Here is a 24,689-nt window from a genome sequence, read left to right as displayed (position 1 = left end):
GGGGCGATCGGGAAGGGTCCCTGTCGACATCGCGGCCCACTGACAACGGCAACGGGTGGACGGCCGGCGCCCGCGACACCATGGAGGGGTGCACATTGCGAGTGTTCGCGGTGTGCGAGTCCGACTCCTGAGCGACAGCGGGTCTTCCCGTGCTCAGCCTGCCCCTTCAACGCCGGTCCGTTCCGTGGTCGCTCTCAGGGGCAATCGCCGGGTAAGACGTCGGTCTTCCTCGTGATCCTGAACTCCGCGCCGGGGGCGCGCGATTCACGAGGGAGGCCGCAGGATGAGCATGCTGGCAGGGGTCGGCAAGGAGAAAGGGTTCGCTGACCTGTCCCGTTTCCGGACGGAGTTCTACAGGTGCCTGTCGGCACGGGCGGATGCGTTCTTCGAACTGACCGACGCACTGCTGTGTGCGGACGGACCGGCGCGGACACCGGTCGAGTTGTCACCCACCGCTGAGCAGCGCCGCGGCTACGGCTCGCGGTACGGTGCGCTGCACCACGGCCGCCTGGACACGGACCGGCAGCGGGCCCTGCTGACCTCGCTGCCGGTGCCCCGTTTCGATGGGCGGATCGCGCTCACCGTAGACGTGTCCCCCTGGCTGCGCCCCGGACGCCGCAGGCGCACCGGAGCGGCTCTTCTGTGTTGGAGACGTCGAGGGTGGCGGACGGCGGCCGTCAGGTGGTGCCCTCGCCGGGTTGGTCGAGCGCATCAAGTGCTTGAGTGAGCTCTTGGAGCGCCGCGCGCATGACGGCGACGCTGTCGCCGAACGCTCGCCCTGCCTCATCTGTCTTGAGCAGGTCCACGGGGGTCGCGGTGAAGGCGAGGGAGACCCACTGTGCGGCGCCTTCGTCGGGGTCGACGGTGGACGATTCAAGAGCGGAGATGGCCGCGGGCAGTTCGTCGGTGCCCAGGGGCCTGAAGTCCGGGACGACCTGCGCGGTTTCGACGACGGCGGCGACCGCGGCCTCCAGCTCCCGGCGGATGGCCACGACACGGGCGTGCTCGGGACCGATCATGTCGGCGAGATTCATGAGCGTCGGTCCTCGTCGGTGGTTTCGATGAGCGGGCCGTACCGGTAGGCGGACCGGCGCCAGGACTGGGGTTCGCCGAGGGCTTCCTCGTACTCACCAGGGCGGAAGTCGGCCACGCGCCACAGGCCCCGGATCGGGACGCTCTTGAGGGTCTTCCAGCGCTTGAGATCTTGGTCCAGGGCCTCGGCGGGGCTCATCGTCCAGGGACCGTCCTGGGCGACGGGGGACCAGTGCCGTCGGCCGGGGTGATGCGCCGTCCGCTCTGCGTGCGCGGCGATCTGCGCCATAAAGGTCCTGGCTGGGCGCGGGGCCACACACACCTGCTGAAGGTCGTATGCGTCGCGCAGGGCAGTCAGTTCGGCCATGTTGAGCAGCGTACGGGGCGGGCGGGACTCAATTGGCGTCCTCCTACTGAATCTGGTCGGCGCGGGCGCAGACGGTGGCCGTGGCCTGCTCGAAGGCGTCGCGGAACCGGCCGGCGGTCGCGGCCGCATCGAGTACCGCGGCGCGCACGAAGGCGTCGAGGCTCATCCCGGACGCCTGGGGGCGGCCTGCTGAACCTGGAGCAGTTCAGTTCCCGTCAGAGGCACTGGCAGGGCTTGGGGGCGGGCGGCTGGTCATGCCGGGACCGTAACAGCGTCCCGACGGCCGCCACACGCCTCTGCTGTGTCGCGCTGCGCATGGAGTGTGCGGCGCATCGTCTCCCACCGGGGAGGCGCGAGGTCTTCCTCGGCACCGCGAGGCGCCGGGCGACTGGTTGAGGAGGCCGCGGCGGGGACAACTCCTCGGGCGGCTTGGTGTTCGGGGACCAGGAGGAGGTCGTCGGCGTTGCGGCGGGCGGGACGGAGGGCCCTCCAGTACTTGAGGTGGGCAGGGCCGCGCTCCGAGGACCAGCGAGCGGGAGTTGACCCTCCCCTTACGTCAGGCTTGAGGCTGTGTACCGACGAAAGGGCAGGTGGATGAGCTACTCCGTGGGGCAGGTCTCGGCCTTCGCCGGGGTGACGGTGCGGACACTGCACCATTACGACAAGGCGGGACTGCTCGCACCCAGTGACCGCAGCCACGCCGGATACCGGCTCTGCAGTGAGGCTGATCTGGTCCGTCTCCAGCAGATCCTCTTTTACCGTGAGCTCGGCTTCCCTCTCGACGAGATCGCCGCGATCTTCAAAGATCCGCAGGTGAACCCCTTGGAGCGGCTCCGGGCCCGGCAGCGACAGCTGAATGAGGAGATCGCCAGGCTGCAGCGGCTGGCCGAGGTGGCGGAACGGGCGATGGAGGTCCAGAAGACCGGGGGTCCCTGACTCCTCAGGAACACTTCGAGGTCTTCGGTGAGATCACCTTCGACCTGAGCTATGCCACCGAGGCAGAGCTGAAGTGGGCGCACTCGGACGGACAGCGCGAGGCGATGGCGCGCGCGGCTGCTCACACCAAAGAGGATTGGCGTCAGCTCATGGGCGAAGCCGCCGCCTGGCGCGCGGAGCTGCTCGCGGCCTTCGACGAGGGGGAGCTGAGCGACGGTGAGCGGGTTATGGACCTCGCCGAGGAGCACCGCTTGCACATCTCACGATGGTTCACCTCCTGCCCGCCCGACATGCACCGGCGCATCGCGGACGACTTCGTCGCCCATCCGCGCGCGTTCGCTCTGGTCATACCGCCGTCGCAGCAACGCCCGGGCCTGGCCGCCTACACGGGCAAGGCGGTTCACGCCAACGCGGACCGCCACGCAGGTGGCCGTACCGATTCCGATGAGGACCGATGAGGATCCTGATCACCGCAGCCGGATCGCGCGGCGACGTCGCGCCTTACACGGGTCTGGGCGCCGAACTGTGCCGGGCCGGGTACGACGTTATCCTCGCCACCACTGACACCTTCGCACCCCTCGTGCGCGACGCGGGGCTGGAATTTCGCACCCTCCCCGCCGACACACGGGTGCGTGCCGACACACGGGTGCGTGGCGGCGTCACAGGCAAACGTGAACTGATGCGCACTGCTGCCGCGTTCATCACCGAACTGGGTCAGGGCTTCGCCGACGCGATGGACGATGGCACGGACCTGCTCCTGCTGTCGGCCACCACGGCTCCGCTCGGCTGGCACCTCACCGAAGCCACAGGCACACCGAGTCTCGGCGTGTACCTCCAGCCCACCGAACCGACGGGTGACTTCCCGCCGGTCGTCACAGGTTCCCGCTCACTGGGCCGTCTCGCCAACCGGGCCACCGGACGCTTCGCGCTGCGCATGGCCGACCGCGTCTACGAACAGGCTGTCGCAAAGCTGCGCCTCCGCCTCCACCTGCCCCCGACCTCCCCTTCCGAGATGCGTCGACGACAGGAACAGGCGAATTGGCCCATCTTGCACGGCTTCAGCACGGCCTTGGTGCCTCGCCCCTCTGACTGGCGCTCCGGCCTGGAGGTCGTGGGCAACTGGTGGCCCCATCAGGCGGCGGCCGAACGGCTGCCTCCTGATCTGGAGGACTTCCTGCGTGCAGGACCCCGACCCGTCCTCATCGGCTTCGGAAGCATGGCGACCGGTGAGGGGGAGCGGCTGAGCGAGATCGCTGTGCAAGCCCTGCGCCGCGCCGGGCTGCGCGGGATCCTCCAAGCCGGCAGTGCCGGGCTTGCCGCCGGCGGGAACGACGTGCTCACGATCGGGGACGTACCGCACGCCTTGCTGTTTCCCCGGCTGGCTGCGGTCGTCCACCATGGCGGGGCCGGTACCTCGGCCGCCGCGATGCGTGCTGGAGTGCCCGCGGTCACCGTACCGGTGACCGCGGACCAGCCGTTCTGGGCGGCGCGGCTTGCCGCCATCGGCGCCGCCACCGACCCGATCCCCTTCCGATCCCTCACCGCCGAACGGCTTGCCGACTCACTTCACCAAGTAGTGAAGCAGCAGGCACACAGTCGAGCCGCCGCAAAAGCGGCGCAACATCTGACGACCGAGAACGGAGCGGGTCAGACGCTCAAGGCCATCCAGCAGCTGACCGATGGATGACGCCAATCCGTTCCTCGTCCTCCTCAGAGGTCAGAGGCGTCCTGCGCCTCGACGTGAGCAGCCCGGCCTCCTCTGAAGGGAGGACCGGGCTTCTGGCGTTCATCTCCCGCTCTTGCTCGACTGGTTGGATCATGTGGTTCGTCGGGCAGCAGCCTCATATGGTGCGGGGAGAGCTGGCGCTTGATGGGCTCGGCAGTTCCCTGAGCTTTTCGGCCACGTAGGACCGTCCTGGGTCGGTTCCGTCGCGAAGTTGTTCCTGGATAGCGAGTGCGGAGCCGGGGACCGTGCACACGACCGTGAGGAAGGCATCGAGCACGGTTTCGTCTGATCCCGTGTCCCAGAGCCAGCGGTGCAACCAAGGAAGGATGATAGCCATCTCGTGCGCGCCGAGTACCTGGCAGGCCACCTTCATGATCGTCGCTTGGGCCGCCGGGGATATGTGAGAGCGGCAGAGATGTTGCCAGAACTCAGGTGCCACCGAAACTGGATGTGTGAACGGACCCCAGTCGGGGGCGAAGTAGACTTTTGCAACAGCTTCCGCATACGGGTGCTCGTCGCGAGCGAGCGACAGGAGTATCGCTGCCGCGTCGGTTGGGCGGGCGTCAGTACGTAGTGCTTCGGCAGCCATGCGGACGACACCGGGCGCGATCTCCTCCGTAGCTGGTTCAAAAATCGCCAGGTGCTCCCGGAGGGGCCGGTCGCCGCTCATCCACCCGGCCAGCCAGTATCGGTCGTAGAAGTCCGTCCACCGTACCGACTTGTCGGCGATCCAGTCGTGCCGCTGGGCGAGCAGTTCATGCAGCGGCCGTCGGTGCCCCAGCGCGGTTAGCAGGTGCTCGGCCCACTGGCGGGGGTGGCCCGGAACGGCGTCGACGAGCAGAGCCGTGCCGATTTCGCTGACGTCCTCCGCACTCCGGCATCGCATGAAGTCATCCAGGAACGTCTGGCCGATCGAATCCGCCTCGGGGCTGGTATGCGGTGGGGTGCAGAGCCAAGCCAGGAGGCGCAGTGCCGCCAGAGGGCTGAGGGTGATTGCCGATGACAGCAGGAGGTCGCCGCACCGGTCGGACGCGTCCGCCTCCCAGCGGCGGCGCACCGCGTCCTCGATCTCTTGGCGGGAGCGCGGGAAGGCGAGCACAGCGTCCAGCTGCTGATTCAACTTCCGGACTGTCGTGTGGCTGACTTCGAGCTTCTGCTGAAACCGGTTGCGGTCTGCACGTAACTGCCGTCTCTCCATTGTCAATTGCTCTACCTGCCTCTTGGCCGAAGCGAGGTCTGTTGCGCAGGTGTCCAGCTGACTCTGGAGTTCTTCGGCCCGGCGCTGGACCTTGGTGTGGTCGCGACGCCGTGTCTCCTCCTCGTAGCGGCGTTCCGGGTGCCGCTGGGCCACGAGGGTCAGCAGGAGCTGGTCGGCCCGTTCCTGGATTTCCTGCTCCACGGGCCCGCCAGGGCCGCGATGTGCGGCGTCGATCAGTTGATGCAGAAAGGCGGTCTGTGGAACCTGGTGAAGGTTCATGAGCCTGGAGAGTTGGGTGGGGTTGAGCCCGCACCGTCGCGCATAACTCTGCTGCGTCAGTCCGGTGTCTCGCAACAGACCTTTGAGGAGAGCCTTCAGTTCGGGCGTCGGGTCGGCGTCAGTACTCATACGGGCATTGTGCAGGGCGAGTTGCCAGCAGGTGGCAACAGTTGCGTACTAGCGACAGCTGTGGGCCTGGCCCGAGCATCGACCAAGGAGGGCGTCGCCCCGACGAGAACCTGGCGAACCCTTGACCAGCTGGGATGCACCGCACTGCGGCAGTGCCCCGGCTTGCCGACGAAGTGAGGATCCATGAACTCCAGCAACACGAAGCGTGATGAAGCAGCCCCCTACCTTGAGTTGCGGATCGGAGACCTGTCTGTGGTTTTGCGCCGCCGACCGGTCCGCGTACTCGCCGTACTCTCCCTGGTGATACTCACTAGCGGCAGCTGGGCGCTGAGTCATGGCCTCTCCCTACCTCTGTGAGCCGAACTCATGGCGCCGCGCCAAATGCGGCTGCTGCCCGACCAATGGGGTGATCCAACCAGTCGAGCAAGCGCCATCAGAAGAGTAGGGGCGTCTCAACGCGCGATGGTGGCGCTCGTGTACTTACGTGAGCGCATCACGGTGGAGTAGGTCGCCGCAGGTCTCGGGATCAGCGAGTCCACCGCCCACGCCTACACCACCTCGGTCACCGACCTGCTCGCCGAGCGCGCTCCGGGTCGGCTCAAGACACGGCGCGAAGCCGACCCGGACTCCGTTCTGCTGGACGGCTCCCTCGCCGAGTTCGACCGCGTCGGTGACGGGCGGGCGGACTACTCGGCAAACACCGCCGCCACGGCGTGAACGTGCAGGTAATCACCGTTCCTGGCGGCCGGCTGCTATGGCTTTCCCCCGCGCTGCCGGGTCGCGCCCATGACCTGACCGCTGCCCGAACCCACCGGATCATCCGTATCTGCGAACGCCAGGGCATCCCCATCCTGGCCGGCCTCGCTTAGCAGGGAGGAGGGCCGTACTCACCCTGGAGCGGCACCGCTGAAGAACCTCAGTGATTCAGCTCTTACCGTGCGACCGTCGGCCAGCGGAATGCGTCCCCCATGGCTACGCATTTTCCAACACCACATCCCGCTGTCACAGCGATGCGCTTGTGGAGCGGGACGGTGTCGACGATCTCCCGCTGGCGAGACCAAATACTCTCCCTCGAACGTCCTCGATGAATCCCGAGGGCGTGTCGTGCCACAACCCGTAGCTGGAGCCGGTGGCGCGCTCGACCTCCCGCATCACATGCGGGCGTTCACGCGCGCTGATGTCGTGCTTGAAGGCGTGGCGGCGTTCGGCACGGGGGCGACGTGCTCGGCATGGTGGGGAACGTGTCGCCCGGGGTCGACGCCCGCGGCGCAGGCCGGGGCCGGGCAGGTCTCGGCCGGGCCGCTCCGTGCTGCCCGGCCGGGGCCGTTGCTCCCAGGGCTTCGGTAGCGCGTGGCGCAGGGCTCTGGGCCAGTCGGGCGGGTTGGTGCGGGACTTGTCCATCAGTTGGTGCTGCGATCCTGCTGCGGTTCTCTGCCTGAGGGCGTCCCTGTGGGGTCTGGGACCGGCCCAGGGTGGGCGTGTTCAGCGTGGTGGTGATCGGCGCGGGTGTTGCCCTGGGTAGCTGACGGTTGGTCATGGGTGCTGTTTTCGGTGTGGGTTGGACGGGTGGGGCGGACAGTGGCAGGGCGCAGGTGCTTGCGTACCGTTCTGCCGGGCACGGCTGTTTCCCCCCGGTTGTAAGCCGAGCCCCGGACAGCAGCGGCCGGGAAGAAAGATCCCGGGGTGCGACGAAGACCCGAACGCGTGGTCCGGGCTCTGCACTGTCGAAGGGGAGCTAGGACCTGCCCGGTGGCTCCCGCCCCGGTCTGGCCGCCCGGCTGGAGGCAGGTCGCGGTCCTTCCGGCAGGATGACGCCTCGCATTAATTAATGTTCAACCATTTTCGGCCGCCATCCGCTCGGCGGGCCGGTGCCGGTCACGCTCGAGGCCGAGCTGCGGGGCTGGTGCGGGACAGTGCTGCACCCCCCGGGGTGAAGTCCTTACGCTCCAGACCCCCGACCGCGCCGCGCAGAGGGTCCACTCAGGCGCCATTGCATTCCTGGAGCGCCGCCCTGACCCAGCGCCAGTACCGCCATCTCCCGTCCCGGAGGCCGACACTCCGGCGCGTGAACAATGGCTCATTTTAATTTAACCTTCAACCGGTGTAGAGGGCATGCTGGTTGAGACAGCGGAGACCGCCCCGGTTTCCGGTTCAACACCCCAGCCGATCAATGGAGATGACTCCGCATGAGCCAGACCCTGCCGCTCCGCCTTCACCACCACGCATGGATCACTGACGACCAGGAGGCTAACCGGCACTTCTACGAGGACGTCATCGGCCTGCCCCTGGTAGCCACATGGACCGAACGCGAGGTGCTCGCCGGGGTCGAACGCGCCTACAGTCACGCCCTCTACGGCATGGCCGACGGCAGCGCTCTGGCCTTCTTCCAGTTCGCCGACCCCAAGGACCAGGAGGAGTTCAAGACGGACCTCAACTCCACCCCCCTGCGCCACATCGCCTTCAAGGTCGAGAAGGAGACTCAGGAAGCCATACTTAAGCGCATCAACTCGGCCGACTACACCGATTCGAACGCCCACGTGCTCGACCATGGCTTCTGTGTCTCGCTGTACGTCACAGACCCCAACGGGCTCATCCTGGAATTCGCTGTCGACCACCCCGAGGTGGAGAAGATCGACGCCGAGCGACGCGCCACCGCCCACGCCGACCTCGCCCGCTGGCTCGCCGGTGACCACACCAGCAACAACCACTGGCGCTGATCCCCGCCACCGGACAGACCCGCCCCGGCGATGGCGCCGACCGGCTTGCTCCACGACTCCGAGCAATCGAGGCCCGGCTGGCCATCCACCCAACGGACAGGCCCTGGCGGGTCGAGTGCCAGTAAGTGAGTCGGTGACCTTCCGTCCGCTCGCGCTCCTGCCGGGAGCGGTGGGCGGCCCAGTCCGGATCGCGTACGGGTGCCGGGCTCCGCGTCTCGGTGGCCGGGGCGCGCCAGCCGATATTTCAAGGCCCAGCGGCTGTATGCGGACAAGGCTTACGACATCCCCCACCTGCGGAGATGGCTATGGGGCAAGCACATCGGCGTGCGTATCGCCCGCAAGGGAATCAAATCCAGCGAACGGCTCGGCCGCCGCAGATGGGTGATCGAGCGGACCATGTCCTGGCTGTCGGGCTACCGGCGTCTCGGTCCGCGCTACGAGCGCAATCCCTGCAACTAGCTGGCCTTTCTCGGACTAGCCGCCGCCTTGTGCTGCTCCGAGCGGCTCGTCCGCCTCACCATGTAGGACACGGTTCTAGGGTGTGTATCAGAAGTGGATCTTGACGATGCGCTTGCCCTACGTCAGAGGTAATCGCCTCGGCCTGCCCGCGCTGGCAGGATCGGCGATCTCTCCGCGTCGGAGGACGCGGACCAGGACGGAGAGGTCAGCCATGTCCATAACCGCACCTACGAACACGCGCACTGTGGTGGAGGAGTTGCTGCGCAGGATCGGCGACGGCGATCCCGAGCGCATCGCCGAGCTGTACGCCGAGCAGGGCGATTGGAAACTCAACTGGCCGGAGGCCGAGTACGGCCGTACGGCCACGCCATGGATCCGTCACCGGTCCACCCGCGCCGACGCGGCCGCCCACTACCGTGAGCTTGCCGAGCACCACGTGCCGGAATGCGTGGCGACGGAGGTCGAGCGCATCCTCATCGACGGCAACGACGCGGTCGTGCTCGGCGAGATTCGCCAGACCGCCCGGCCCACGGGACGCGCGTATCGCGCGCGGTTCGCGCTGCATCTCACCGTCGAAGACGGCCTTGTCACCCGGCACCATGTCTACGAGGACAGCCTCGCCGTCGCCCGGGCATTTGAGGCGGAGAATCGGTGAAGGACCATCAGGCCACTGGCGATGTTCCTGGTAACAGCCACTCGTTGATGGCGGCAACGAGGACGGTCGCCTTGTAGCGGACTGCGAGCTTGTCGTATCTGGTGGCCACCGCGCGCTGCCTTTTCAAGTAATTGCCCCCACATTCGACTGCGTGCCGAGCCTTGTAGTCCTCTGGATCGAACTTCGGCGGCCGACCATCGCGCAAAGCCGCGCTCCGCTCCGCTCTCCACCGCTCGTGCACCGCCGTCGCCGCACCGCAGTGCCCGTTGGCGGTGACCGACCGCCCGCTCAGGAGAGCCCACCATGCAGAAGACCGGGCGCTGGACGTCGCGGAGCAGCCCGCTACCCGCCTGTGCTCCCTGCGCGGCGCTGCCCAGGAGCTGGACCCTGTGCTGTGCGACTTCGAGCACATCGACGACGGCTGCTCTCTCCCCCCCCCCCCCCCGGGCCGGCGCCCTTCTTGGTCTTCGTCGTGACCGCGGGTGCGGCCCTGAGCCGGAGAGGGGGCCGGCTCGGTTCCGTACGGCTGTCAGCCGGGGTACTTGCGCAGTTCGGCCTTCACGTACTGGGTGTGCATATGGTCTCCGCCGGGGGTCAGCATCGTGAGCTTGAAGCGCAGGTGCGTGATGCGGGAGCTTGCCACGAAGCCTGTCGCGGCCCCGGTGACGGCGACGCGTTCGACCTCGTGCGTCCCGACGAGCGAGATGACGATCCGTGTCAGGGGCGGGACCTTCACTTGCCGGGAGGCGGAGACCCGGTGACCGGTCGTGTCGTGGCCGGCGACGCCGGACTGCACGCGGCGTTGGAAGTCGGTACCTGAGCGGAACGTCCTGCGCAGGGTGAGGAACTCTGCATCGGCCGCTGTTACGTCCCAGGAAAGGGTGTCCTCCCACGCGACGTTATAGGTGGTCAGGTGGCGCGGTACGAACTCCGTCTCCGGTCCGACGTTCTCCACCTCGTGCTCGTGGAGGGAAACCTCCACCGAGCTCATCTCGCTGTCACCGAAGGCGATGTCCATGTTCCCCTGCCTTGAGATATGTGCTGGGTGGCCCAAAGATCAGGGTCCGGTGCCGGGCGGGCAGGACTTCTTCGCACCGACGGCGAACCAGGCGGGTATTCGATTTTCCGGATCCCGATGACATGCCTACCGGGCCCGATGCAGTATTCGTCGCCCTTTTTTTCGATGTTCTTGTGTACCCAGACCCTGCGGTCGCATCCGCTGTTGTCGTCGATCATGTTGATCGGCCACCGAGGAAAGGCGTAGTCGTGGGCCTCACATGGGAAGCTGTCGAGGAAGTAGTACTGCTTACCGACCTTCTCGTAGATGTCGACCCAGTTGGGCCTCCGCTCATCCGCCTGCGCCTACGGCAGCGATAAGGCGGCCAGTGCCCCCGCTGCGAGGGCAACCAGTAATCGTCCTCCAGCGCGCACAGAGGTCTCCTGTCATGAGTTGCACTTGGGGTTAATTCATGAAGGTAGGTGTGCGCAGATGGCCAAGGAAGAGCAAAGACATGAATGGCGATAAGTATTCGTATCCTCAGCTCACTTCCAGCTCGCCGGGATACTTGCTTTACGTCCGTTCGGTTCCTGACCCCGATCGCGCGCGGCGGGGGCGGGGCGCTTGCGCGGGAGCCCGCGAGGGCTGGCCTACAGCTCGATCTCGAGCCGTTCCAGGTCGGTGAACTCCACGCCCAGGCCGTGCGCGCGGGAGTGGTCGGCGCGGAAGTACATCCGGGCGAGGCCGTCGGCTGCGATTTGCTGGAGCTGCTGCTTCGATTACGGCCAGGCGGTGCCCGTCGTCCTCACCACCCCGGAGCAACTCCAGGAGAACGGCGCCGACGCGGCGGTATGGTGCCGGCTCGGGCGTCAGGGCGAGCAGACGCTGACGGCCGCGCTCGACAACCCCGACGGCGACGTCCTCTACCGCGAACAGGCCGCCCGCGCCGACGCGACAGAAGCACGGCGCCGCGCCGCGGAACGGGAGGCACAGCGTCCTGTGTGCGGGCGGTGCGGGGGAAGTTCACCGACCAGCGCAGGGAAGAGGCCGAAGCCCGCGGCGGGGCGTGGACAGCCGGAGACCTGGCCCTGTGCGGGAGATGCCACGCCGATGGTGTCGCCGCGAAGAAGTCGCGGAGGAGGATGATCGCCCTGTCGCTGCCGCGCCGGCGGAGATGCAAGACGATCCGGGACTGGGGAAGGGCCGCGGCTCGTTCTGTCGGCGGCCCTGAGAAAGACGGGCCGAGTTGATCGTTGAATATCGGAGGGTCCCACTAGGGTCGCTCACATGACCGATGCCCCCCTCCGCCTCCCCGTTTCCGCCTGACCTTCTCGCTGCGCAGAAGCGGGTGAGCGAGCTATGTGCTGCTGGGTTGGACGGGCATCAGAGAAACCAACGCATCCTCGTCGTACTGGGGACGCTGCGTGCTGGATCAGTCCGTTGGGGGAGTTGTTCAGGTCAGAGGCACGGTGGCCGGTAGCCGTGGATGCGCAGTCCGCGGAAGTTGAGTTCGTTCACGGTCTTGCCGACGAATACCAGACCTCGTGCCTCGGTGAGTGCCGAAGCGAACGAGTAAGCGGGCGTGCCCAGTTCGGGTAGCGTCGTCCAGTTGTCGGGGGAGAAGCTGAAGAATTTCTTCACGACCTTGCCGCCTGTGGAGGGCACTCGTGTGAGCCACTTGTCGCCGCCGCTCCAGTGTGACGCCGGCCGTAGCTGGACGTAGAGGTCGTCGGTCGCGCTGTAGGTCATCCAGAAGCCGCGCGACCGGGAAAGGTCGCTCTGGGCCTCGAACTGGTTGCCGAGCCAGACGACGGCCACGTGCCATTCGGCGTTGAGGAAGGTCACCTTGGCTGCATATCCGCCGCGTTCGCGAACGAGCAGACTTCCCGTTGCCGGGACGGTGGTGCCCTCGCCGCTAGCGATCCACTGTTGCAGCCGATCAATCGAGGGGGTTGCACACTCGCGGTTCGGCGAACCGGACTCGGACCCGTTGGCGACCGCCGCCGGGCCGATGAGGGAGAGCGGAAGCGCGACCATGAAGGCCGTGAGCGTCCTCAATGCAGCGTGCATTCCTCGACCGTGCGTCGACCGTATGCGCATGCGAGGGAAGCTAGCACGAATCACGAAAGGTCTGAACCTATCTCGGGCATGCTCACCATCCGGGGTAGCAAGGCGAGGTAGTTCTGACCTGTGGTGGTGGGTTGATCGAGTCAGGAGCGCCCGTGCTCGCGGTCTGAGTTCATGGTTGCCGCGACAGTTGAAGTAGCGCCCGCTGTCGGGCACCGTCACTCCCGGACAGCAGGCGGACTGCGCCGGGTTCGAGGCGGTCATGGACAAGATCTGCGTGCCCCGGGCCGGACTCGGCCGGCCAGGCCGACGCCCGGACAGCCTCAGCGTGGACATGGTGTACAGCAATCGCGCCATCCGTGCCTATCTGCGACGACGTGGCATCCTGCACGTCATCCCGGAGAAGAAGGACCACAAGGCCGCCCGCCTGCGCCGGGGTTCGCGCGGTGGCAGGCCGCCCGGCTTCGCCAAGGAGCGGTATAAAACGCGCAACACGGTCGAACGCGCCATCAATGAATTCAAGGCCCACCGGGCCGTCGCGACGCGCTTCGACAAACGCGGCTACGTCTTCCTCGGCACCGTCACCGTCGCAGCCATGGTCATCTGGCTCCGCTCGTGATCGCCCGGACAGACGCCAGTTCTCAGCGGGCGGGTTGTGGCGGGAGCGGCTGTGGTGCTGTGGCGGGAGTGGCTGTGGTGGGGCCGGTCATGCTGGCCTACCGCACCGGGGTACGTGCGCCGTGGGCCAACACGGGCACGCTGGGTCCGCGGGTGACCGTGGTGGGAGTTCCGTGGGGTACGTGGCGAGGGCCTCTGGGGAATGCTTGCAGCTGTCGGGCAGGCAGGCAACGCGGGGCGTGCCAAGCGCAAATGAATGTGCGTCATTGACGCACCATCGTTGGACCCGGCCCCCGGCACCCCTCCGAGAACACCTGCGCTGAGGATCACGCGCGGGGGTCCGCCGCTGGCCCCGGGGTGCGGGAGGCGTCACCGGTCCCCGGGCGCTACTGCTCTGTGGAGGACTCCCGGTGCCGGGTGGCGTGCAGGCTTCCGAGCAGAGCGAGGGCCTGCACGCTGGGGCCTCCTGGTGCGGCATGGTAGATCACCAGCTGCTGGCCCGGGGCGCCGCGCACGTCGAAGGTCTGGTAAGTGAGGTCGAGGGGGCCGACGTCGGGGTGGACGACTTCCTTGCCGGCATGGGTTTTGCCGTGCACCCGGTGCGAGGACCACAGCGCGGCGAACTCCTCACTCTCCACGGTCAGCAAGTGGACGAGGTCGTGCAGGCGTCGGTAGTGCGGGTCGAGACCCGTGGCGTGGCGCAGTCCGGCCACCACGGCTTCCGCCGCCCGATCCCACTTCGTGAAGAAGCCCCGCGCTGCCGGGTCGAGGAAGGTCATGCGGGCCATGTTGTGCCGCGTGCTGAACGCGGAGAACAAGGCATCGGCCAGGGCATTCGACGCCAGGAAGTCGGTCGCCGGGTTCAGGACGAACGCCGCGGCGTTCGCGTACCCGTCCAGCAGCTGCCGCAGTGCGGGACTGACCGTCTCCCGGGGTTGAGGCCGCGTACCGTCCGGTGCAGTGCCGGCCAGACGGAACAGGTGCTCCCGTGCCTCGTCATCCATCCGCAGCGCGTTGCTGATCGCGTCGAGGATCTGCGGGGAGGGGCTGCGCTCGCGGCCCTGCTCCAGGCGGGCGTAGTAGTCGGAGTTCATGCCGGCCAGGACGGCAACCTCCTCCCGCCGCAGCCCCGCCACCCGGCGCGTGCCCCAGGAAGCGAGCCCGACGTCGCCGGGGCGCAGGCGGGCGCGGTGGGCGCGCAGGAAATCTCCGAGATCGTTGCTGGTCACCTCTTCAGACTAAGCCGCAGCCCTTCGGCGTGCCTGGGTGCGCCGTACCCAGGCACGACCCGTCCTGGCTGCCTGCTCCCGCTCCGCCCACGCTGGTGATCAACACAGCGAGACGAGAAGGAGCGCCTGGATGAGCAACCAGTCGAATCCGCAGCGGGGAACCGTCGGGCGGGGGCGCGGTGACGTGGACGTGGTCGGGATGTGGGTGACCGCGGACGGGCACATCCGCCAGGAACTGCTGCCCGACGGCCGCTACGACGAAGCCCGCGGCACCCGGGCCAGCGCCTACACCGGCCGCTACACCGTCACCGGCAACCACCTCGACTACGTCGACGACACCGGCTTCACCGCCACCGGCGACATACGCGACGGCGTCCTCTTCCACGAACACCTCGTCCTCTACAAGGAGCACCAGGCATGACAACCACCCCCAAGAACTTCCTCATCACCGGCGTCAGCAGCGGCCTCGGCCGCGCCTTCGCCACTGCCGCCCTGACCGCCGGCCACACCGTCGTCGGCACGGTCCGCAAGAAGGCCGACGCGAAGGCGTTCACCGCCCTCCACCCGGAGCGCGCCCACGCCCGCCTCCTGGACGTCACCGACGACGCGGCGGTCCTCGCCGTGGTCGGCGAGGTGGAGCAGTCCGTGGGACCGATCGACGTGCTGGTCGCGAACGCCGGGTACGGCCTGGAGGGCACCTTCGAGGAGACGCCCTTGACCGACCTGCGTGCCCAGTTCGACGTCAACGTCTTCGGCGCCGCCGCCACCGTCCACGCCGTCCTGCCCTTCATGCGCCAACGCCGTCGAGGCCACATCCTGGCCGTCACCTCCATGGGCGGACTCGCCTCCTTCCCCGGCGTCTCCGCCTACTGCGGCAGCAAGTACGCCCTCGAAGGCATCCTCGAAGCCGTCGGCAAGGAAGTCTCCGGCTTCAACATCCACGTCACCGCCATCGAGCCCGGCTCCTTCCGCACCGACTGGGCCGGCCGCTCCATGATCCGCTCACCGCGGACCGTCCCCGACTACGACGAGCTGTTCGAACCCATCCGAGCCGCCCGCCAGACCGCCAGCGGCCAACAGCTCGGCAACCCCGCCAAAGCCGCCGCAGCGTTCCTGAGCATCCTCGACGAACCCAACCCGCCGACCCACCTCGTCCTCGGCTCCGACGCCCTTCGCCTGGTCCGGGCCGGACGCGCGGCGGTCGAGACCGACCTCGACACCTGGGAACACCTCACCCTGTCCACCGACTACACCCCCGCCGACGACACCCCGTAGGCCGCCCGCAGGGGCGACAGGCGCTGGAGAAGGCAGTGGACAGGGACGGGTAAGTGCCGGCGGGCATCGCAACGGCTGCTTCGGGCGAAGCCGACGCCCGATGCTCTTGCGGGCCCGACAGATCACCGGGGAGAAGGAAGCATCGGGCGTCGTGAGTACCGCAGAGATATCCGATCACCCGCCCATCTACGACCGGCTGGTCAAGGAGCGGGGCGACGTGCTGGCCGAGACCCGGAAGCGGCCGAACAGGCGCTGGACGGGAGCCGCTCTGCGGCATGGCGCGACGTGCCGGCCGGGACGGCCGCAAGGGACAAAATCATTGAACCCGCCCTCGCTCTCGTGTTGGAAGGAGTGCCGTCGGCTCGCCAGCGTTGACATCAGTCGAGGGCTTTTTGGATCTCGGTGAAGTCGTCGAAAGGTAAAGAGTCCTGGACGGGACTCAGTGCTCGGAAGCTCATCATCCTGATACGGCCGTCGACCAGGCGGCAACACGCGAGAATCGTCCGTAGAGGCGGTGCGCACTCCGATGCCGGACCGTACGGGCACCGACCGCCACGAGGGCCTGGCGGAGCCAGGCGGCCGGATCGGAGCCTGGCCGCGGCCGCTCCGTGCCGAGCGTGACGAGCCGGGCGGTTGCACCGGCGTGCCCCTGCTCCAGGCGGCGGATCTTCTGTGCGGTACGGGCGGAAGCACGTGGGTTCCCGGATTCCCCGAGGCGAGTGAGTGAGAACCCGCGCGCCGATCCGTCGATTTGGGAGCCGTGGCACGCGAGTTCAACTCGTTCGCGTTCGTCAGCTCGGCGGGCAGGCCGGGAGGAAGTATTCCTTTAAGTCCGTTTCTTCATGCTCGGGCCTCTTGGACGTCAGTCAATAGGGCCATTGGTCCACACGAGCGTCCCGGGAAAATCCGGGTCTGCGTCGGTTACCTCCAACTCGCCTTCTCCTGGCGTTGGTCCACGAGATCGGCCAAAAAACGTGTGACCGCGGCGTGCTGTGTGGGCGTGAGATCGTCCATGCGCGGACGCTCACGAAGCTGACTGACCGCGGCTGACTGCGTAAACGGCCCGACGGAAAGGTCACCGCCCATCTGTGACCAGGCGAGTACAGCGGCTGGGCGTAACTGATGTACCTCCGGCGGCTGTTGGCGTTGTGTGAGGAAAACCGAAGAGCCCGCGGGGGGCGCTATCGATGGATGGCGAAGAAGTCCCTAGTCCACGAGCCCCGCATGGTGTGCCAGGATCGCTGCTTGGACGCGGTTGGTGAGGGAGAGCTTCGACAGGATCCGGCTGATGTGGGTCTTTGCGGTGGCCTCGCTCATGTGCAGGGCCGCGGCGATGTCGGTATCGGAGAGGCCGCCGCTCAGGGCGATCAGGACCTCGCGCTCCTTTTCGGTCAGGGCCTCCAGGCGGCTGCGGGCCGCGGAGCGGCGGTGCTGCCGCGCGGCGGAGGGGCCGTTGTCGTCCTCCGCGAACCGGCGGATGAGCCGGCGGGTCACTTTCGGGGAGAGCATGGCGTCGCCGCGGGCCGCGCTGCGTACCGCAGCGATCATGTCGTCCGCGGTGGCGTCCTTCAGCAGGAAACCGACCGCCTCGTGACGTAGCGCTGTCTGAACGTATTCGTCCAGGTCGAAGGTGGTCAGCACGACGACGTGCGGCGGGCGGGGTGAGCGGGTGAGGCGCTCGGTGGCGGTCAGGCCGTCGGAGCGGGGCATCCGGATGTCCATCAGGACGACGTCCGGCTCCAGGGTGGCGGCCATCGACACGGCCGTGTTGCCGTCCGATGCCTCGCCCACCACTTCGATGTCGGGGGCGGACGCCATGATGGTGCTGAGCATGGAGCGCACCATCCATTCGTCGTCCACGATCAGGACCCGGGTCGTCGTCTTGCTCATCGCGTGGCCTTCATGTGGGCGGACTTCATCTGGGGTACGTCGTCCAGCGGGATCTCGGCGGCGATCTCGAAGCCGCCGTCCGGGGTCGGGCCGGCGGTGAGTTCGCCGCCGACGAGCCGGATCCGTTCGGCGATGCCGAGCAGACCGTGGCCGCCGCTGGGCAGACCGGCGGGGGTGCCGCCGACACCGTGCTGGTTGGTCACTGTGAGGTGCAGCAGCCGGCGCGTGCAGTGGACTCGGACGTGGGTTTCGGCGTCGGCGGCGTGCTTGTGGACGTTGGTCAGGGCTTCCTGCGCCACTCGGTAGACGGCGTGCGCGGGCTGCTTCCCGTACATGTCGGCGCTGGCCGACGCCGCGCTCACCGGGGGGAGCTTTATTTCGCTGGACTGACATCGGACGTCAGCGGCTGTCGGTGCCCATGGTCTTGAAGGTGTCGCGCACCAACCGGTCGATGGTGCCCGGCCTGTCGACCAGGGACTCGAAGAGGTCCGCGAGCAGCCACAGCACGAAGCCGTGGACCATCGCCTCCTTCGGCTCGATCGCCCCGAACCGGTCGTGCCAGGCCACGGTGTCCATGCCCATGGCGGCGGCCACAAGGACTCCGGTGACCATCGGCACCAGACCATCGGCACCTGCTCCGGGTCAGCCATCTCGAAGGTGGGCAGCTTGCGGATCACGGCGGGGACGAGGTCGCCCAGCGGATCGAGCTGGCCCCCGCCACCGGGCCGCTCGGCGATCAAATAGCCGGTCATGCAGAACGCCGTCGCTGCGGACGATGAAGCCCACCGCCTTCCGCCCGCGCGCGCCGTCATCAGGGACCGACGCGCTCGCCGGGTTCGTTCTCGCGGCGGCTTCGGGGAGTCGTGGGCCGACTCAGCGGGCTGTCGGAGCCGGCAGCGCGACCGCCTCACGCAGCTCGGCGGCGGCCTGGGCCATGAGCTGAGCGAGGGTGGTGTCCGGCTCGGCCAGCCAGCGGGGCATGGCGCGCCGGTGGATCGCCAGCACCACGTCGATCATGAAGCGTGCCTTGCCGGGCTCGAAGCCGCGGCGCTCGAGCGCCAGCGCCAGCGCGTCGGCGATGTCGGCGAGTTTGATCAGATCGCGCTCGGCCAGTGCCGGGTTGGCGGCGATCACTCTTCCCCGGCGCAGCATGAACTCGCGCGAGTGGAAGATCTCCTCGGCGGTTCCCAGCGCGGTCAGCAGCGCCTCTATCGGGGTGAGGCCCGGGTCGGCCGCCTCGACCTGGGCGACGAGGTGGGCCTCGAGTTCGTTACCGGCGAAGAGGACTTCCCGCTTGTCGGGGAAGTAACGGTAGAAGGAGCGCTCCTTCAGACCGGCGGCGCCCGCGATCTGCGCGACCGAGGTGCGCTCGAACCCCTGTGTCTCGAACAGCTCGAGCGCCGCGCGCTCGAGCCGGCCTTGTGCATCGGATTCCCATCTCGGCATGCCCACCAGGATACGACAACAGCATCTGTTGTCACGATGCTATCGTCGATGACAACAGATGCTGTCATCACTCGGGAGATCGTCATGAAGGCTCTTCAGTTCGACAGGTTCGGGTCCCCGGATGTGATCGTGCTCCGCGACGTCCCGCAGCCGGAGCCCGGACCCGGTCAGATCCGGATCGCCGTGCGGGCGTGCGGCCTGACACCGGCCGACTGGCACGTCGTCGACGGTCTCCTCGCCGACCAGCTGCCGCCGCTGCCGCGCGGGCTCGGATTGGAGATCGCGGGCACGGTCGACGCGCTCGGTGAGGGCGTCACCGGCGTCCGGATCGGCGACCGCGTGTTCGGCCCGGCCACCTTCGACGGTCCGACGGCCGGTGCTGCCGAGTACGCGCTGATGCCGGCCTGGGCACCTATCCCCGAAGGCGTCACCGTCGAGCAGGCCGCCGCGTTGCCGATGGCGGCCGAGACGGCGTGGCGCGCGCTCGACGACCTCGGCGTCAAGCCGGGTGAGCTGCTGCTCGTCCACGGCGCGGGTACCACCGTGGGTGAGGCGGCGGTGCGCTTCGCGCTGCACCGGGGTATTCGGGTGATCGCCACCGCCGGGCAGACCCGGGCAGCAGCTCTGGGTGAGATCGGCGCCCAGGTGGCCGCCTACGGCGAGGGCATGGCCGAACGTGTCAGGGCGCTGTCCGGAGGCCACATCGATCGTGCCCTCGACGCGGCGCCGACCGGGGGCCGGATCGACCGCGCCGACCGGCCCAGCCCGGCCGGCGGCTCGCTGCCGACCCTGATCGAGCTGACCGGGGATCCCGACCGTGTCCTCACCGTCTCGGACTTCGCCGCCGCGGCCGAGCTGGGCGTCCGGACCACCACCGAGATCCGCTATGAGCAGATGGACGAGTTCGCCCGGCTCGCTGGCGAAGGCATCTTGGTCGTACCGGTCGCCCGCACCTACACGCTCGACCAGGTCCAGGAAGCGGCCGAGCTCAGCCAGTCCCGACGACCCGGCGGCAAGCTCATGCTCGTCTTGTGAACGCCCTGCTGGCCTGACCAGCGATACCACCTCGACGAGGAGCGGGGCAGGACACTCTCCAGACCAACCTCGAAGCCGCTCCCGCGTGTTCGCCGCGAACCGACGGGTCAACCCCCGAGAAGGACATCCTTGAACCCTGGGGTTAGCCGGCCGCTGGGCCGCTGCACCGGCTGGTGAAGACGGCCGGGAATACGCGGTGTCCGGGTCCTTTGGCGGCCTGCTGCCGCTGGAGCGCTTCACCCTCACTCTCACCCTCACCCGCTCCCGCCGCGCCTGACCCCCCCGGCGGCGGCCGGCCCTCCGGCTTGACTTCGAGCGCGCTCCAATTCCTAGCGTCCGAGGAATTCGTCAGACCTTGAGGTACCGCCCGGTCCGCCGGGCAGGAGGAGTGTCCGCGCATGATCACCCGAACCACGCTCGGCTCACCCGGTCTTACCGTCAGCGCGATGGGCCTGGGGTGCATGGGGATGAGCGAGAGCTACGGCGCCGCCGACTGGGACGGCGGCCTGGCCACCATCGGCCGGGCCCTGGAGCTGGGCGTCACGTTCCTGGACACCGCCGACGCCTACGGCACCGGGCACAACGAGGTGCTGGTGGGCCGGGCCATCCACGGCCGCCGGGACCAGGTGCAGCTGGCCACCAAGTTCGGCATCGACCGCAGTGCCGGCGACCGGGCACGCCGCATCCGCGGTGCCCGGGACTTCGTGCTGCGCTCCTGCGATGCCTCGCTGCTGCGGCTGGGCGTCGAGGTGATCGACCTGTACTACGCCCACCGCCCGCCCCAGGACGTGGAGATCGAGGAGACCGTCGGGGCGATGGCCGAGCTGGTCGAGGCGGGCAAGGTCCGCCACCTGGGCCTGTCCGAGGTCGACGGCGAGCTGCTGCGCCGGGCGCACGCGGTGCACCCGATCACGGCGGTGCAGAGCGAGTACTCGCTGTGGACCCGCGACGTCGAGGCGGTCACCCCGGTGATGGCCGAGCTGGGGGTCGGACTGGTGCCGTACGCACCACTGGGGCGGGGGTTCCTGACCGGCGTCCTGGACCGCTCCACGCTGGGCGAGAAGGACTTCCGGCGCACCAACCCTCGTTTCGCCGGTGAGGCGGGCGAGGCCAACGAGAAGATCGCGCGGACCGTGCGCGAGGTGGCTGACCGGCTGGGCGCCACCCCGGCCCAGGTGGCGCTGGCCTGGGCGTACGCCCAGACCGAGCGGCTCGGGGTGGCGGTGGCCACCATTCCGGGCACCCGCAGCCCGGCCCGGCTGGAGCAGAACGCGGCCGCGCCGGAACTCGCCCTGGACGCCGAGGCGCTGGCCGCGCTGGACCCGCTGAGCGGCCAGGTAAGGGGCGAGCGCTACACCTCCGCACACACCGCTGAGGTCGCTCAGGGTTAGGACTCCAGTCCGACTTCGCGATCTTGTCGTGGACCCGGCCGGGAACGGGTACGGCCACCGCCTGATCATCGGGGGTTGTGTGGACTCCTGAAGATCATGCGGTGGCCGCGAGCCAGGGTGTAGACCCTGCCCGCTGGTGGGCGATGTTCGACCAACGGCCCGACGCAGCCACTATCGACGACGGGCCACCGGCGAGCCCGCTGAATGGATCACGAAACCGCACTGGAGCACTAAAGGGTGTTGCGCGCGGCCGGAACGATCTCCAGCTCCCAACCGCAGACGCCGGTCGTGACGGTGGAAAACCGCACACAGAAGGGCAGTTGGCCATGCGCTGGGTGGCTGGACCCGAGCGAGATCACCGATGTGCGACACCCTTGAGAGGCGCGGCCCCGCTCACAGTCGGCGGGTGAACTCCTGGCGGTCGGCGAAGTTCTCGTAGCCTGCCCGTTCGAAAGCCATGATCATGGCGGTGTTCGCCGCGTCGCAGTCGCCGCGGATCTCCTCGGCGCCCGCTTCGAGAAGCAGCCGCGTGCCGCGGGCCACCACCGCTGTCGCGTAGCCGTTGCCGCGGCAGGTGGGTGACACGGCCACCAGGCCGATCACCGCGGTCGAGGGGTTTCGGGCGGGGAGGCTGATGGCGGCGGGCCTGCCGTCCGGGGCGTAGCCGATCTCCCACCACTGGTGTTCGTAGGAGAATTCCTCCATGTCCGTGAAGAGGCTCTCCGCGGCGCGCCGGGCGCCGTACCGGGCGACCCGGGCGGCGAGGTGGGCGTCGGCGCTGGTCGGCAGCGCCTCGGCGAGGAGGGCGATGAACGGCTCACGGCCCAGACCGGGCAGGGAACGCCAGTTCAGCCGCTCGTCATGCGACGTGAGTTCTCCGCCGGAGCGGCGGAAGCGGCGGCCGTCCCGGGCGCGCTCGAAGCCCGCCAGACGGAGAAGCTCGGTGCGCTGTTCCGGTTCCGTCTGGAACTGCGGCGGCTGCGCCGGCGAGTCGATGACGTGCTCCAGCTCCCTGGCGCCGAGCGAGCCGGCCAGGGCGACGGCCTCGGTGAGCAGCGCCCGGCCGGTGGCCAGGCCGGGTTCGTCCCACGGTGCTTCGAGGAGCACCAGGGCCCTCGGGACGTCGTTCCCGGGGATGGTCCACAGCGCGGTGGCCGCGGTGAGCCGACCGGTCTCGTCCTCCGCGACCAGGCACCACTCCGGCCGGGTGCATTTCTTGGCAAGCAGGTCGGTGAGGTAGGCGGTCGTCCCGGCGTTGCGCTCGGGCTGCTCGGAGTGCTGGACGAGGGCGGGCAGTTCGTCTGGGCGCGCGATACGTATCGGCATGTACCGGGATCATCCTTCTCTCGATGACGTAGCTGGATGTGCGTGCGTCGCGGCCCGTCGGCGGCGGCAGGAGGTCGGTGCGGGGCAGGCTCCTCATTCCACCGGGTAGCGCACCACCAACACCCCCTCCACGTCGCTGTCCACCGCCGCGTAGAGATGCGGTGCATCCGCCGCCCACCGCGCGTGGCCGCCCGGGCCCACCTCGAGCGGGGCGGCGGCGGGACCGACCCGGGCCGTGCCGCTGAAGACCAGCAGGTGCTCCTGCGTGCCCTTCACATGAGCGGCCGAGCGCTGCACCGCGCCGCTCTGGATGCGGATGCGGTACACCTCCGATACCGCAGCCGCGTCCTGCACGCGGTCCGTCAGCACCGCGTGCACCGCCGCGCCCTGGACCGGGGCGGGGCCGACGACCGCGCTCAGCGGCGCCTTGAGGGCCGTGGTCAGGGCGTACAGCGTCTCCAGGGTCGGGTTGCGCCGGCCGGTCTCCAGTTCCGAGAGCGTGCCCTTGCCGACGCCGGAGCGGCGGGCCAGTTCCGACAAGGACAGGCCGCCGTCCTGGCGCAGACGGCGCAGCCGCGCGCCCACCTCCTGGGCCAGTTCCATGGATTTCCGCCCCTCACCGCGTCGTTGACGCATCGGCTGTGACGCGACCAGCGTTCCATAAGCAGAACGTTCTGTAAATGGAACGATGGGGGTGAGGCCCGCGCATCGCGGCGCGGGCGTGGGTTCGGACTTACTCCTCTAGGCCGTGTCTGAGGCAGCGCTGTCTGAGGCGGCGGGTGACCCGTGGGCGGCTGGTTCTTGGGCCAATTCCATGCAGCGCAGGCGGGCGGGGGAGAAGTCGTAGGGCATTTTGGCTATGGCTTCGAATGCGCTCATGGAGACTTGCCCCCTGCCATGGCTTCGGCCGACCTCGTCAAAGCCTTCATCGCCTTCATCGCCCTCATCAGCGGTGGCGGGGTGCAAAGCGTCCCAGGAGTCGAAGAGCGCATCGTCGCTCTCCGCCAGGCCCGAATCCTCGATGACGGCGTGCAGCGCCTCTTCGAAGGCGTGCCGTTCGGCAGCCACACGGGCGACGCGGGGGTCATCGACGGCGACCGTGTCATCAAGCGCCTCCTCGGCGGCATCAACACGGTCGGAGTCCTCCCGCAGATCCGGGTGGGTGGCCAGGGCGATGAAACGGGTGGCCTGGACGGACGCGCCGAGCGGACCGAAGATCCGCTCGGTGACCAGCAGGCCGTCCAGGTCCGCCTGGCGCAGGGAGCCCTCGGGCAGCCTCTTGAGGCGGTCGGTGACGAAGTCGGAGAGCAGGCCTATCCTGCTGCCGTCGGTGCGCATGCGCTGCACGGCAGTCCGTTGCCGCCGCAGTTCCGCTTCCTGGGCGAGGAGGGTTTCCTCCAGCTGCTCCAGGATGCCCGCGACGCCGTCGTCGCCGCTGCCGGCACCGGCGGAAGCCGTGTCGGCGAACGCGTCACGGATGTCGTCCAGCGCGATCCCGGCGTCGGCCATCTTGCGGATCCACAGCAGCCGGATCATGTCTTCGTAACCGTAGCGGCGGCGGTCGTCGCCGCCCCGCTCCGGCTCGGGGAGCAGGCCGATCTCGTGGTAGTGACGGATCGCCCGCGGTGTGGTGCCGACGAAGGCCGCCGCGTCACCGATCTTGACCCGGCGCGGCGGGATGAAGGACGAGTACATGAGCAGGGCTTCCTCAGGGGGAGGGCGGGACGTGAGTCCACCGGACCACATACCGCTACGGAAGGTGCAACCCCGAACCGAGACAGGCCCAGGATCTCCCGTCGGGAGCCGTGGGACGGCAACGGGGAGGGGGGGGGGGGGGAAAGGTGTCGGGGGGGGGGGGGGGGGGTTGTCTCCCGTCTTGTGACGACCCGTCCGGGCGCCCTTCCTCTCCCCCAGCCG

General features: G+C 68.5%; 23 protein-coding genes and 3 pseudogenes. 12 read left to right on the top strand and 14 right to left on the bottom strand.

Translation table 11 applies throughout. The features are described from left to right. Positions 1-283 precede the first annotated feature (283 nt). Entirely contained in the window at positions 284-727 is a 444-nt protein-coding gene (locus ACZ592_RS35380; RefSeq protein ID WP_471585812.1) for a transposase, read from the top strand. Here ACZ592_RS35380 and ACZ592_RS35375 read toward each other — a convergent pair. Genes ACZ592_RS35375 through ACZ592_RS35365 form a run of 3 tightly spaced genes read right to left on the bottom strand, consistent with a single transcriptional unit; the run spans position 678 to position 1,565 of the window. Beyond that, a complete protein-coding gene (locus tag ACZ592_RS35375; RefSeq protein WP_471585811.1) occupies positions 678-1,034 on the bottom strand; it encodes a hypothetical protein in 357 nt (118 codons plus the stop codon). The genes ACZ592_RS35380 and ACZ592_RS35375 overlap by 50 nt on opposite strands. Continuing rightward, a complete protein-coding gene (locus ACZ592_RS35370; protein ID WP_471585810.1) occupies positions 1,031-1,399 on the bottom strand; it encodes a hypothetical protein in 369 nt (122 codons plus the stop codon). The genes ACZ592_RS35375 and ACZ592_RS35370 overlap by 4 nt, the downstream gene beginning before the upstream one ends. Positions 1,400-1,442: 43 nt before the next feature. Continuing rightward, positions 1,443-1,565, bottom strand: coding sequence for a hypothetical protein (locus tag ACZ592_RS35365; protein ID WP_471585809.1), 123 nt, complete (start codon positions 1,563-1,565; stop codon positions 1,443-1,445). A 428-nt stretch (positions 1,566-1,993) separates the two neighbouring features. Here ACZ592_RS35365 and ACZ592_RS35360 point away from each other — a divergent pair. Further along, positions 1,994-2,793 (top strand): annotated as a pseudogene (locus ACZ592_RS35360) (MerR family transcriptional regulator). Continuing rightward, entirely contained in the window at positions 2,790-4,022 is a 1,233-nt protein-coding gene (locus ACZ592_RS35355; RefSeq protein ID WP_471585808.1) for a glycosyltransferase, read from the top strand. Before ACZ592_RS35360 ends, ACZ592_RS35355 begins: the two are co-directional and overlap by 4 nt. 154 nt (positions 4,023-4,176) lie before the next feature. Here the strand turns inward: ACZ592_RS35355 and ACZ592_RS35350 are convergent, their stop codons facing one another. Next, on the bottom strand, positions 4,177-5,667 hold the full coding sequence (locus ACZ592_RS35350; protein ID WP_471585807.1) for a hypothetical protein: 1,491 nt from the start codon (positions 5,665-5,667) through the stop codon (positions 4,177-4,179). A 450-nt stretch (positions 5,668-6,117) separates the two neighbouring features. Here ACZ592_RS35350 and ACZ592_RS35345 point away from each other — a divergent pair. From ACZ592_RS35345 to ACZ592_RS35330, 4 genes and pseudogenes are all read left to right on the top strand, one after another. Further along, a pseudogene (locus ACZ592_RS35345) lies at positions 6,118-6,533 on the top strand (transposase); the annotation flags it as partial. 1,320 nt (positions 6,534-7,853) lie between these two features. Then, positions 7,854-8,384 carry a VOC family protein gene (locus tag ACZ592_RS35340; protein ID WP_471585806.1) on the top strand — a complete coding sequence of 177 codons (531 nt, stop codon included), beginning with the start codon at positions 7,854-7,856 and terminating at the stop codon, positions 8,382-8,384. A gap of 234 nt (positions 8,385-8,618) precedes the next feature. After that, positions 8,619-8,909: pseudogene (locus ACZ592_RS35335) on the top strand (transposase); the annotation flags it as partial. 145 nt (positions 8,910-9,054) lie between these two features. Beyond that, complete coding sequence (locus tag ACZ592_RS35330; RefSeq protein ID WP_471585805.1) at positions 9,055-9,498, top strand: nuclear transport factor 2 family protein; 444 nt, start codon at positions 9,055-9,057, stop codon at positions 9,496-9,498. A gap of 529 nt (positions 9,499-10,027) precedes the next feature. Here ACZ592_RS35330 and ACZ592_RS35325 read toward each other — a convergent pair. Together ACZ592_RS35325 and ACZ592_RS35320 are read right to left on the bottom strand one after the other, a co-directional pair. Further along, a complete protein-coding gene (locus ACZ592_RS35325) occupies positions 10,028-10,516 on the bottom strand; it encodes a hypothetical protein (RefSeq protein WP_471585804.1) in 489 nt (162 codons plus the stop codon). Between the two features lie 1,437 nt (positions 10,517-11,953). After that, a complete protein-coding gene (locus ACZ592_RS35320; protein ID WP_471585803.1) occupies positions 11,954-12,565 on the bottom strand; it encodes a hypothetical protein in 612 nt (203 codons plus the stop codon). 202 nt (positions 12,566-12,767) lie between these two features. On the opposite strand from ACZ592_RS35320, the gene ACZ592_RS35315 reads away from it, so the two are divergent. Then, positions 12,768-13,181 carry a transposase gene (locus tag ACZ592_RS35315; RefSeq protein WP_471585826.1) on the top strand — a complete coding sequence of 138 codons (414 nt, stop codon included), beginning with the start codon at positions 12,768-12,770 and terminating at the stop codon, positions 13,179-13,181. Positions 13,182-13,566: 385 nt separating this feature from the next. Here the strand turns inward: ACZ592_RS35315 and ACZ592_RS35310 are convergent, their stop codons facing one another. Continuing rightward, the gene (locus ACZ592_RS35310) at positions 13,567-14,409 is read right to left on the bottom strand and encodes a helix-turn-helix transcriptional regulator (RefSeq protein ID WP_471585802.1); all 843 of its coding nucleotides are present in this window, start codon (positions 14,407-14,409) and stop codon (positions 13,567-13,569) included. Between the two features lie 130 nt (positions 14,410-14,539). Between ACZ592_RS35310 and ACZ592_RS35305 the strand changes: the two genes are divergently transcribed. Then, the gene (locus ACZ592_RS35305; protein ID WP_471585801.1) at positions 14,540-14,830 is read left to right on the top strand and encodes an Atu4866 domain-containing protein; all 291 of its coding nucleotides are present in this window, start codon (positions 14,540-14,542) and stop codon (positions 14,828-14,830) included. Beyond that, positions 14,827-15,684, top strand: coding sequence for an oxidoreductase (locus ACZ592_RS35300; RefSeq protein WP_471585800.1), 858 nt, complete (start codon positions 14,827-14,829; stop codon positions 15,682-15,684). Before ACZ592_RS35305 ends, ACZ592_RS35300 begins: the two co-directional genes overlap by 4 nt. 1,206 nt (positions 15,685-16,890) lie before the next feature. Here ACZ592_RS35300 and ACZ592_RS35295 read toward each other — a convergent pair. From ACZ592_RS35295 to ACZ592_RS35280, 4 genes are all read right to left on the bottom strand, one after another. Next, positions 16,891-17,574, bottom strand: a complete 684-nt coding sequence (locus ACZ592_RS35295) for a response regulator (RefSeq protein WP_471585799.1) — start codon at positions 17,572-17,574, stop codon at positions 16,891-16,893. Beyond that, on the bottom strand, positions 17,571-17,936 hold the full coding sequence (locus ACZ592_RS35290; RefSeq protein ID WP_471585798.1) for an ATP-binding protein: 366 nt from the start codon (positions 17,934-17,936) through the stop codon (positions 17,571-17,573). Before ACZ592_RS35290 ends, ACZ592_RS35295 begins: the two co-directional genes overlap by 4 nt. 37 nt (positions 17,937-17,973) lie before the next feature. Beyond that, positions 17,974-18,192, bottom strand: a complete 219-nt coding sequence (locus tag ACZ592_RS35285; RefSeq protein WP_471585797.1) for a hypothetical protein — start codon at positions 18,190-18,192, stop codon at positions 17,974-17,976. 255 nt (positions 18,193-18,447) lie between these two features. Continuing rightward, positions 18,448-19,020: a TetR/AcrR family transcriptional regulator gene (locus tag ACZ592_RS35280; protein WP_471585796.1), complete on the bottom strand. Its 573-nt coding sequence runs from the start codon at positions 19,018-19,020 to the stop codon at positions 18,448-18,450. A gap of 84 nt (positions 19,021-19,104) precedes the next feature. On the opposite strand from ACZ592_RS35280, the gene ACZ592_RS35275 reads away from it, so the two are divergent. Both ACZ592_RS35275 and ACZ592_RS35270 read left to right on the top strand, forming a co-directional pair. Beyond that, positions 19,105-20,055, top strand: a complete 951-nt coding sequence (locus tag ACZ592_RS35275; RefSeq protein WP_471585795.1) for an NADP-dependent oxidoreductase — start codon at positions 19,105-19,107, stop codon at positions 20,053-20,055. Between the two features lie 398 nt (positions 20,056-20,453). Beyond that, a complete protein-coding gene (locus tag ACZ592_RS35270) occupies positions 20,454-21,446 on the top strand; it encodes an aldo/keto reductase (RefSeq protein ID WP_471585794.1) in 993 nt (330 codons plus the stop codon). A gap of 393 nt (positions 21,447-21,839) precedes the next feature. Here ACZ592_RS35270 and ACZ592_RS35265 read toward each other — a convergent pair whose 3' ends face one another. From ACZ592_RS35265 to ACZ592_RS35255, 3 genes are all read right to left on the bottom strand, one after another. Further along, the gene (locus ACZ592_RS35265) at positions 21,840-22,772 is read right to left on the bottom strand and encodes a GNAT family N-acetyltransferase (protein ID WP_471585793.1); all 933 of its coding nucleotides are present in this window, start codon (positions 22,770-22,772) and stop codon (positions 21,840-21,842) included. A 93-nt stretch (positions 22,773-22,865) separates the two neighbouring features. Then, on the bottom strand, positions 22,866-23,375 hold the full coding sequence (locus ACZ592_RS35260) for a helix-turn-helix domain-containing protein (protein WP_471585792.1): 510 nt from the start codon (positions 23,373-23,375) through the stop codon (positions 22,866-22,868). 138 nt (positions 23,376-23,513) lie between these two features. Beyond that, the gene (locus ACZ592_RS35255) at positions 23,514-24,467 is read right to left on the bottom strand and encodes a MerR family transcriptional regulator (RefSeq protein ID WP_471585791.1); all 954 of its coding nucleotides are present in this window, start codon (positions 24,465-24,467) and stop codon (positions 23,514-23,516) included. Positions 24,468-24,689: the final 222 nt, after the last annotated feature.

This window comes from Streptomyces sp. NPDC040622, from assembly GCF_055593965.1.
Note: the sequence above shows the minus strand (reverse complement) of the source record. Positions and strands in the feature narration are given on the sequence as shown.

Bases quoted from the DNA above. Each gene is read 5' to 3' on its own strand.
- ACZ592_RS35380 (WP_471585812.1), top strand. From the start codon at position 284: ATGAGCATGCTGGCAGGGGTCGGCAAGGAGAAAGGGTTCGCTGACCTG.
- ACZ592_RS35375 (WP_471585811.1), bottom strand. From the start codon at position 1,034: ATGAATCTCGCCGACATGATCGGTCCCGAGCACGCCCGTGTCGTGGCC.
- ACZ592_RS35370 (WP_471585810.1), bottom strand. From the start codon at position 1,399: ATGGCCGAACTGACTGCCCTGCGCGACGCATACGACCTTCAGCAGGTG.
- ACZ592_RS35365 (WP_471585809.1), bottom strand. From the start codon at position 1,565: ATGAGCCTCGACGCCTTCGTGCGCGCCGCGGTACTCGATGCGGCCGCG.
- ACZ592_RS35355 (WP_471585808.1), top strand. From the start codon at position 2,790: ATGAGGATCCTGATCACCGCAGCCGGATCGCGCGGCGACGTCGCGCCT.
- ACZ592_RS35350 (WP_471585807.1), bottom strand. From the start codon at position 5,667: ATGAGTACTGACGCCGACCCGACGCCCGAACTGAAGGCTCTCCTCAAA.
- ACZ592_RS35340 (WP_471585806.1), top strand. From the start codon at position 7,854: ATGAGCCAGACCCTGCCGCTCCGCCTTCACCACCACGCATGGATCACT.
- ACZ592_RS35330 (WP_471585805.1), top strand. From the start codon at position 9,055: ATGTCCATAACCGCACCTACGAACACGCGCACTGTGGTGGAGGAGTTG.
- ACZ592_RS35325 (WP_471585804.1), bottom strand. From the start codon at position 10,516: ATGGACATCGCCTTCGGTGACAGCGAGATGAGCTCGGTGGAGGTTTCC.
- ACZ592_RS35320 (WP_471585803.1), bottom strand. From the start codon at position 12,565: ATGCACGCTGCATTGAGGACGCTCACGGCCTTCATGGTCGCGCTTCCG.
- ACZ592_RS35305 (WP_471585801.1), top strand. From the start codon at position 14,540: ATGAGCAACCAGTCGAATCCGCAGCGGGGAACCGTCGGGCGGGGGCGC.
- ACZ592_RS35300 (WP_471585800.1), top strand. From the start codon at position 14,827: ATGACAACCACCCCCAAGAACTTCCTCATCACCGGCGTCAGCAGCGGC.
- ACZ592_RS35295 (WP_471585799.1), bottom strand. From the start codon at position 17,574: ATGAGCAAGACGACGACCCGGGTCCTGATCGTGGACGACGAATGGATG.
- ACZ592_RS35280 (WP_471585796.1), bottom strand. From the start codon at position 19,020: ATGCCGAGATGGGAATCCGATGCACAAGGCCGGCTCGAGCGCGCGGCG.
- ACZ592_RS35275 (WP_471585795.1), top strand. From the start codon at position 19,105: ATGAAGGCTCTTCAGTTCGACAGGTTCGGGTCCCCGGATGTGATCGTG.
- ACZ592_RS35270 (WP_471585794.1), top strand. From the start codon at position 20,454: ATGATCACCCGAACCACGCTCGGCTCACCCGGTCTTACCGTCAGCGCG.
- ACZ592_RS35265 (WP_471585793.1), bottom strand. From the start codon at position 22,772: ATGCCGATACGTATCGCGCGCCCAGACGAACTGCCCGCCCTCGTCCAG.
- ACZ592_RS35260 (WP_471585792.1), bottom strand. From the start codon at position 23,375: ATGGAACTGGCCCAGGAGGTGGGCGCGCGGCTGCGCCGTCTGCGCCAG.
- ACZ592_RS35255 (WP_471585791.1), bottom strand. From the start codon at position 24,467: ATGTACTCGTCCTTCATCCCGCCGCGCCGGGTCAAGATCGGTGACGCG.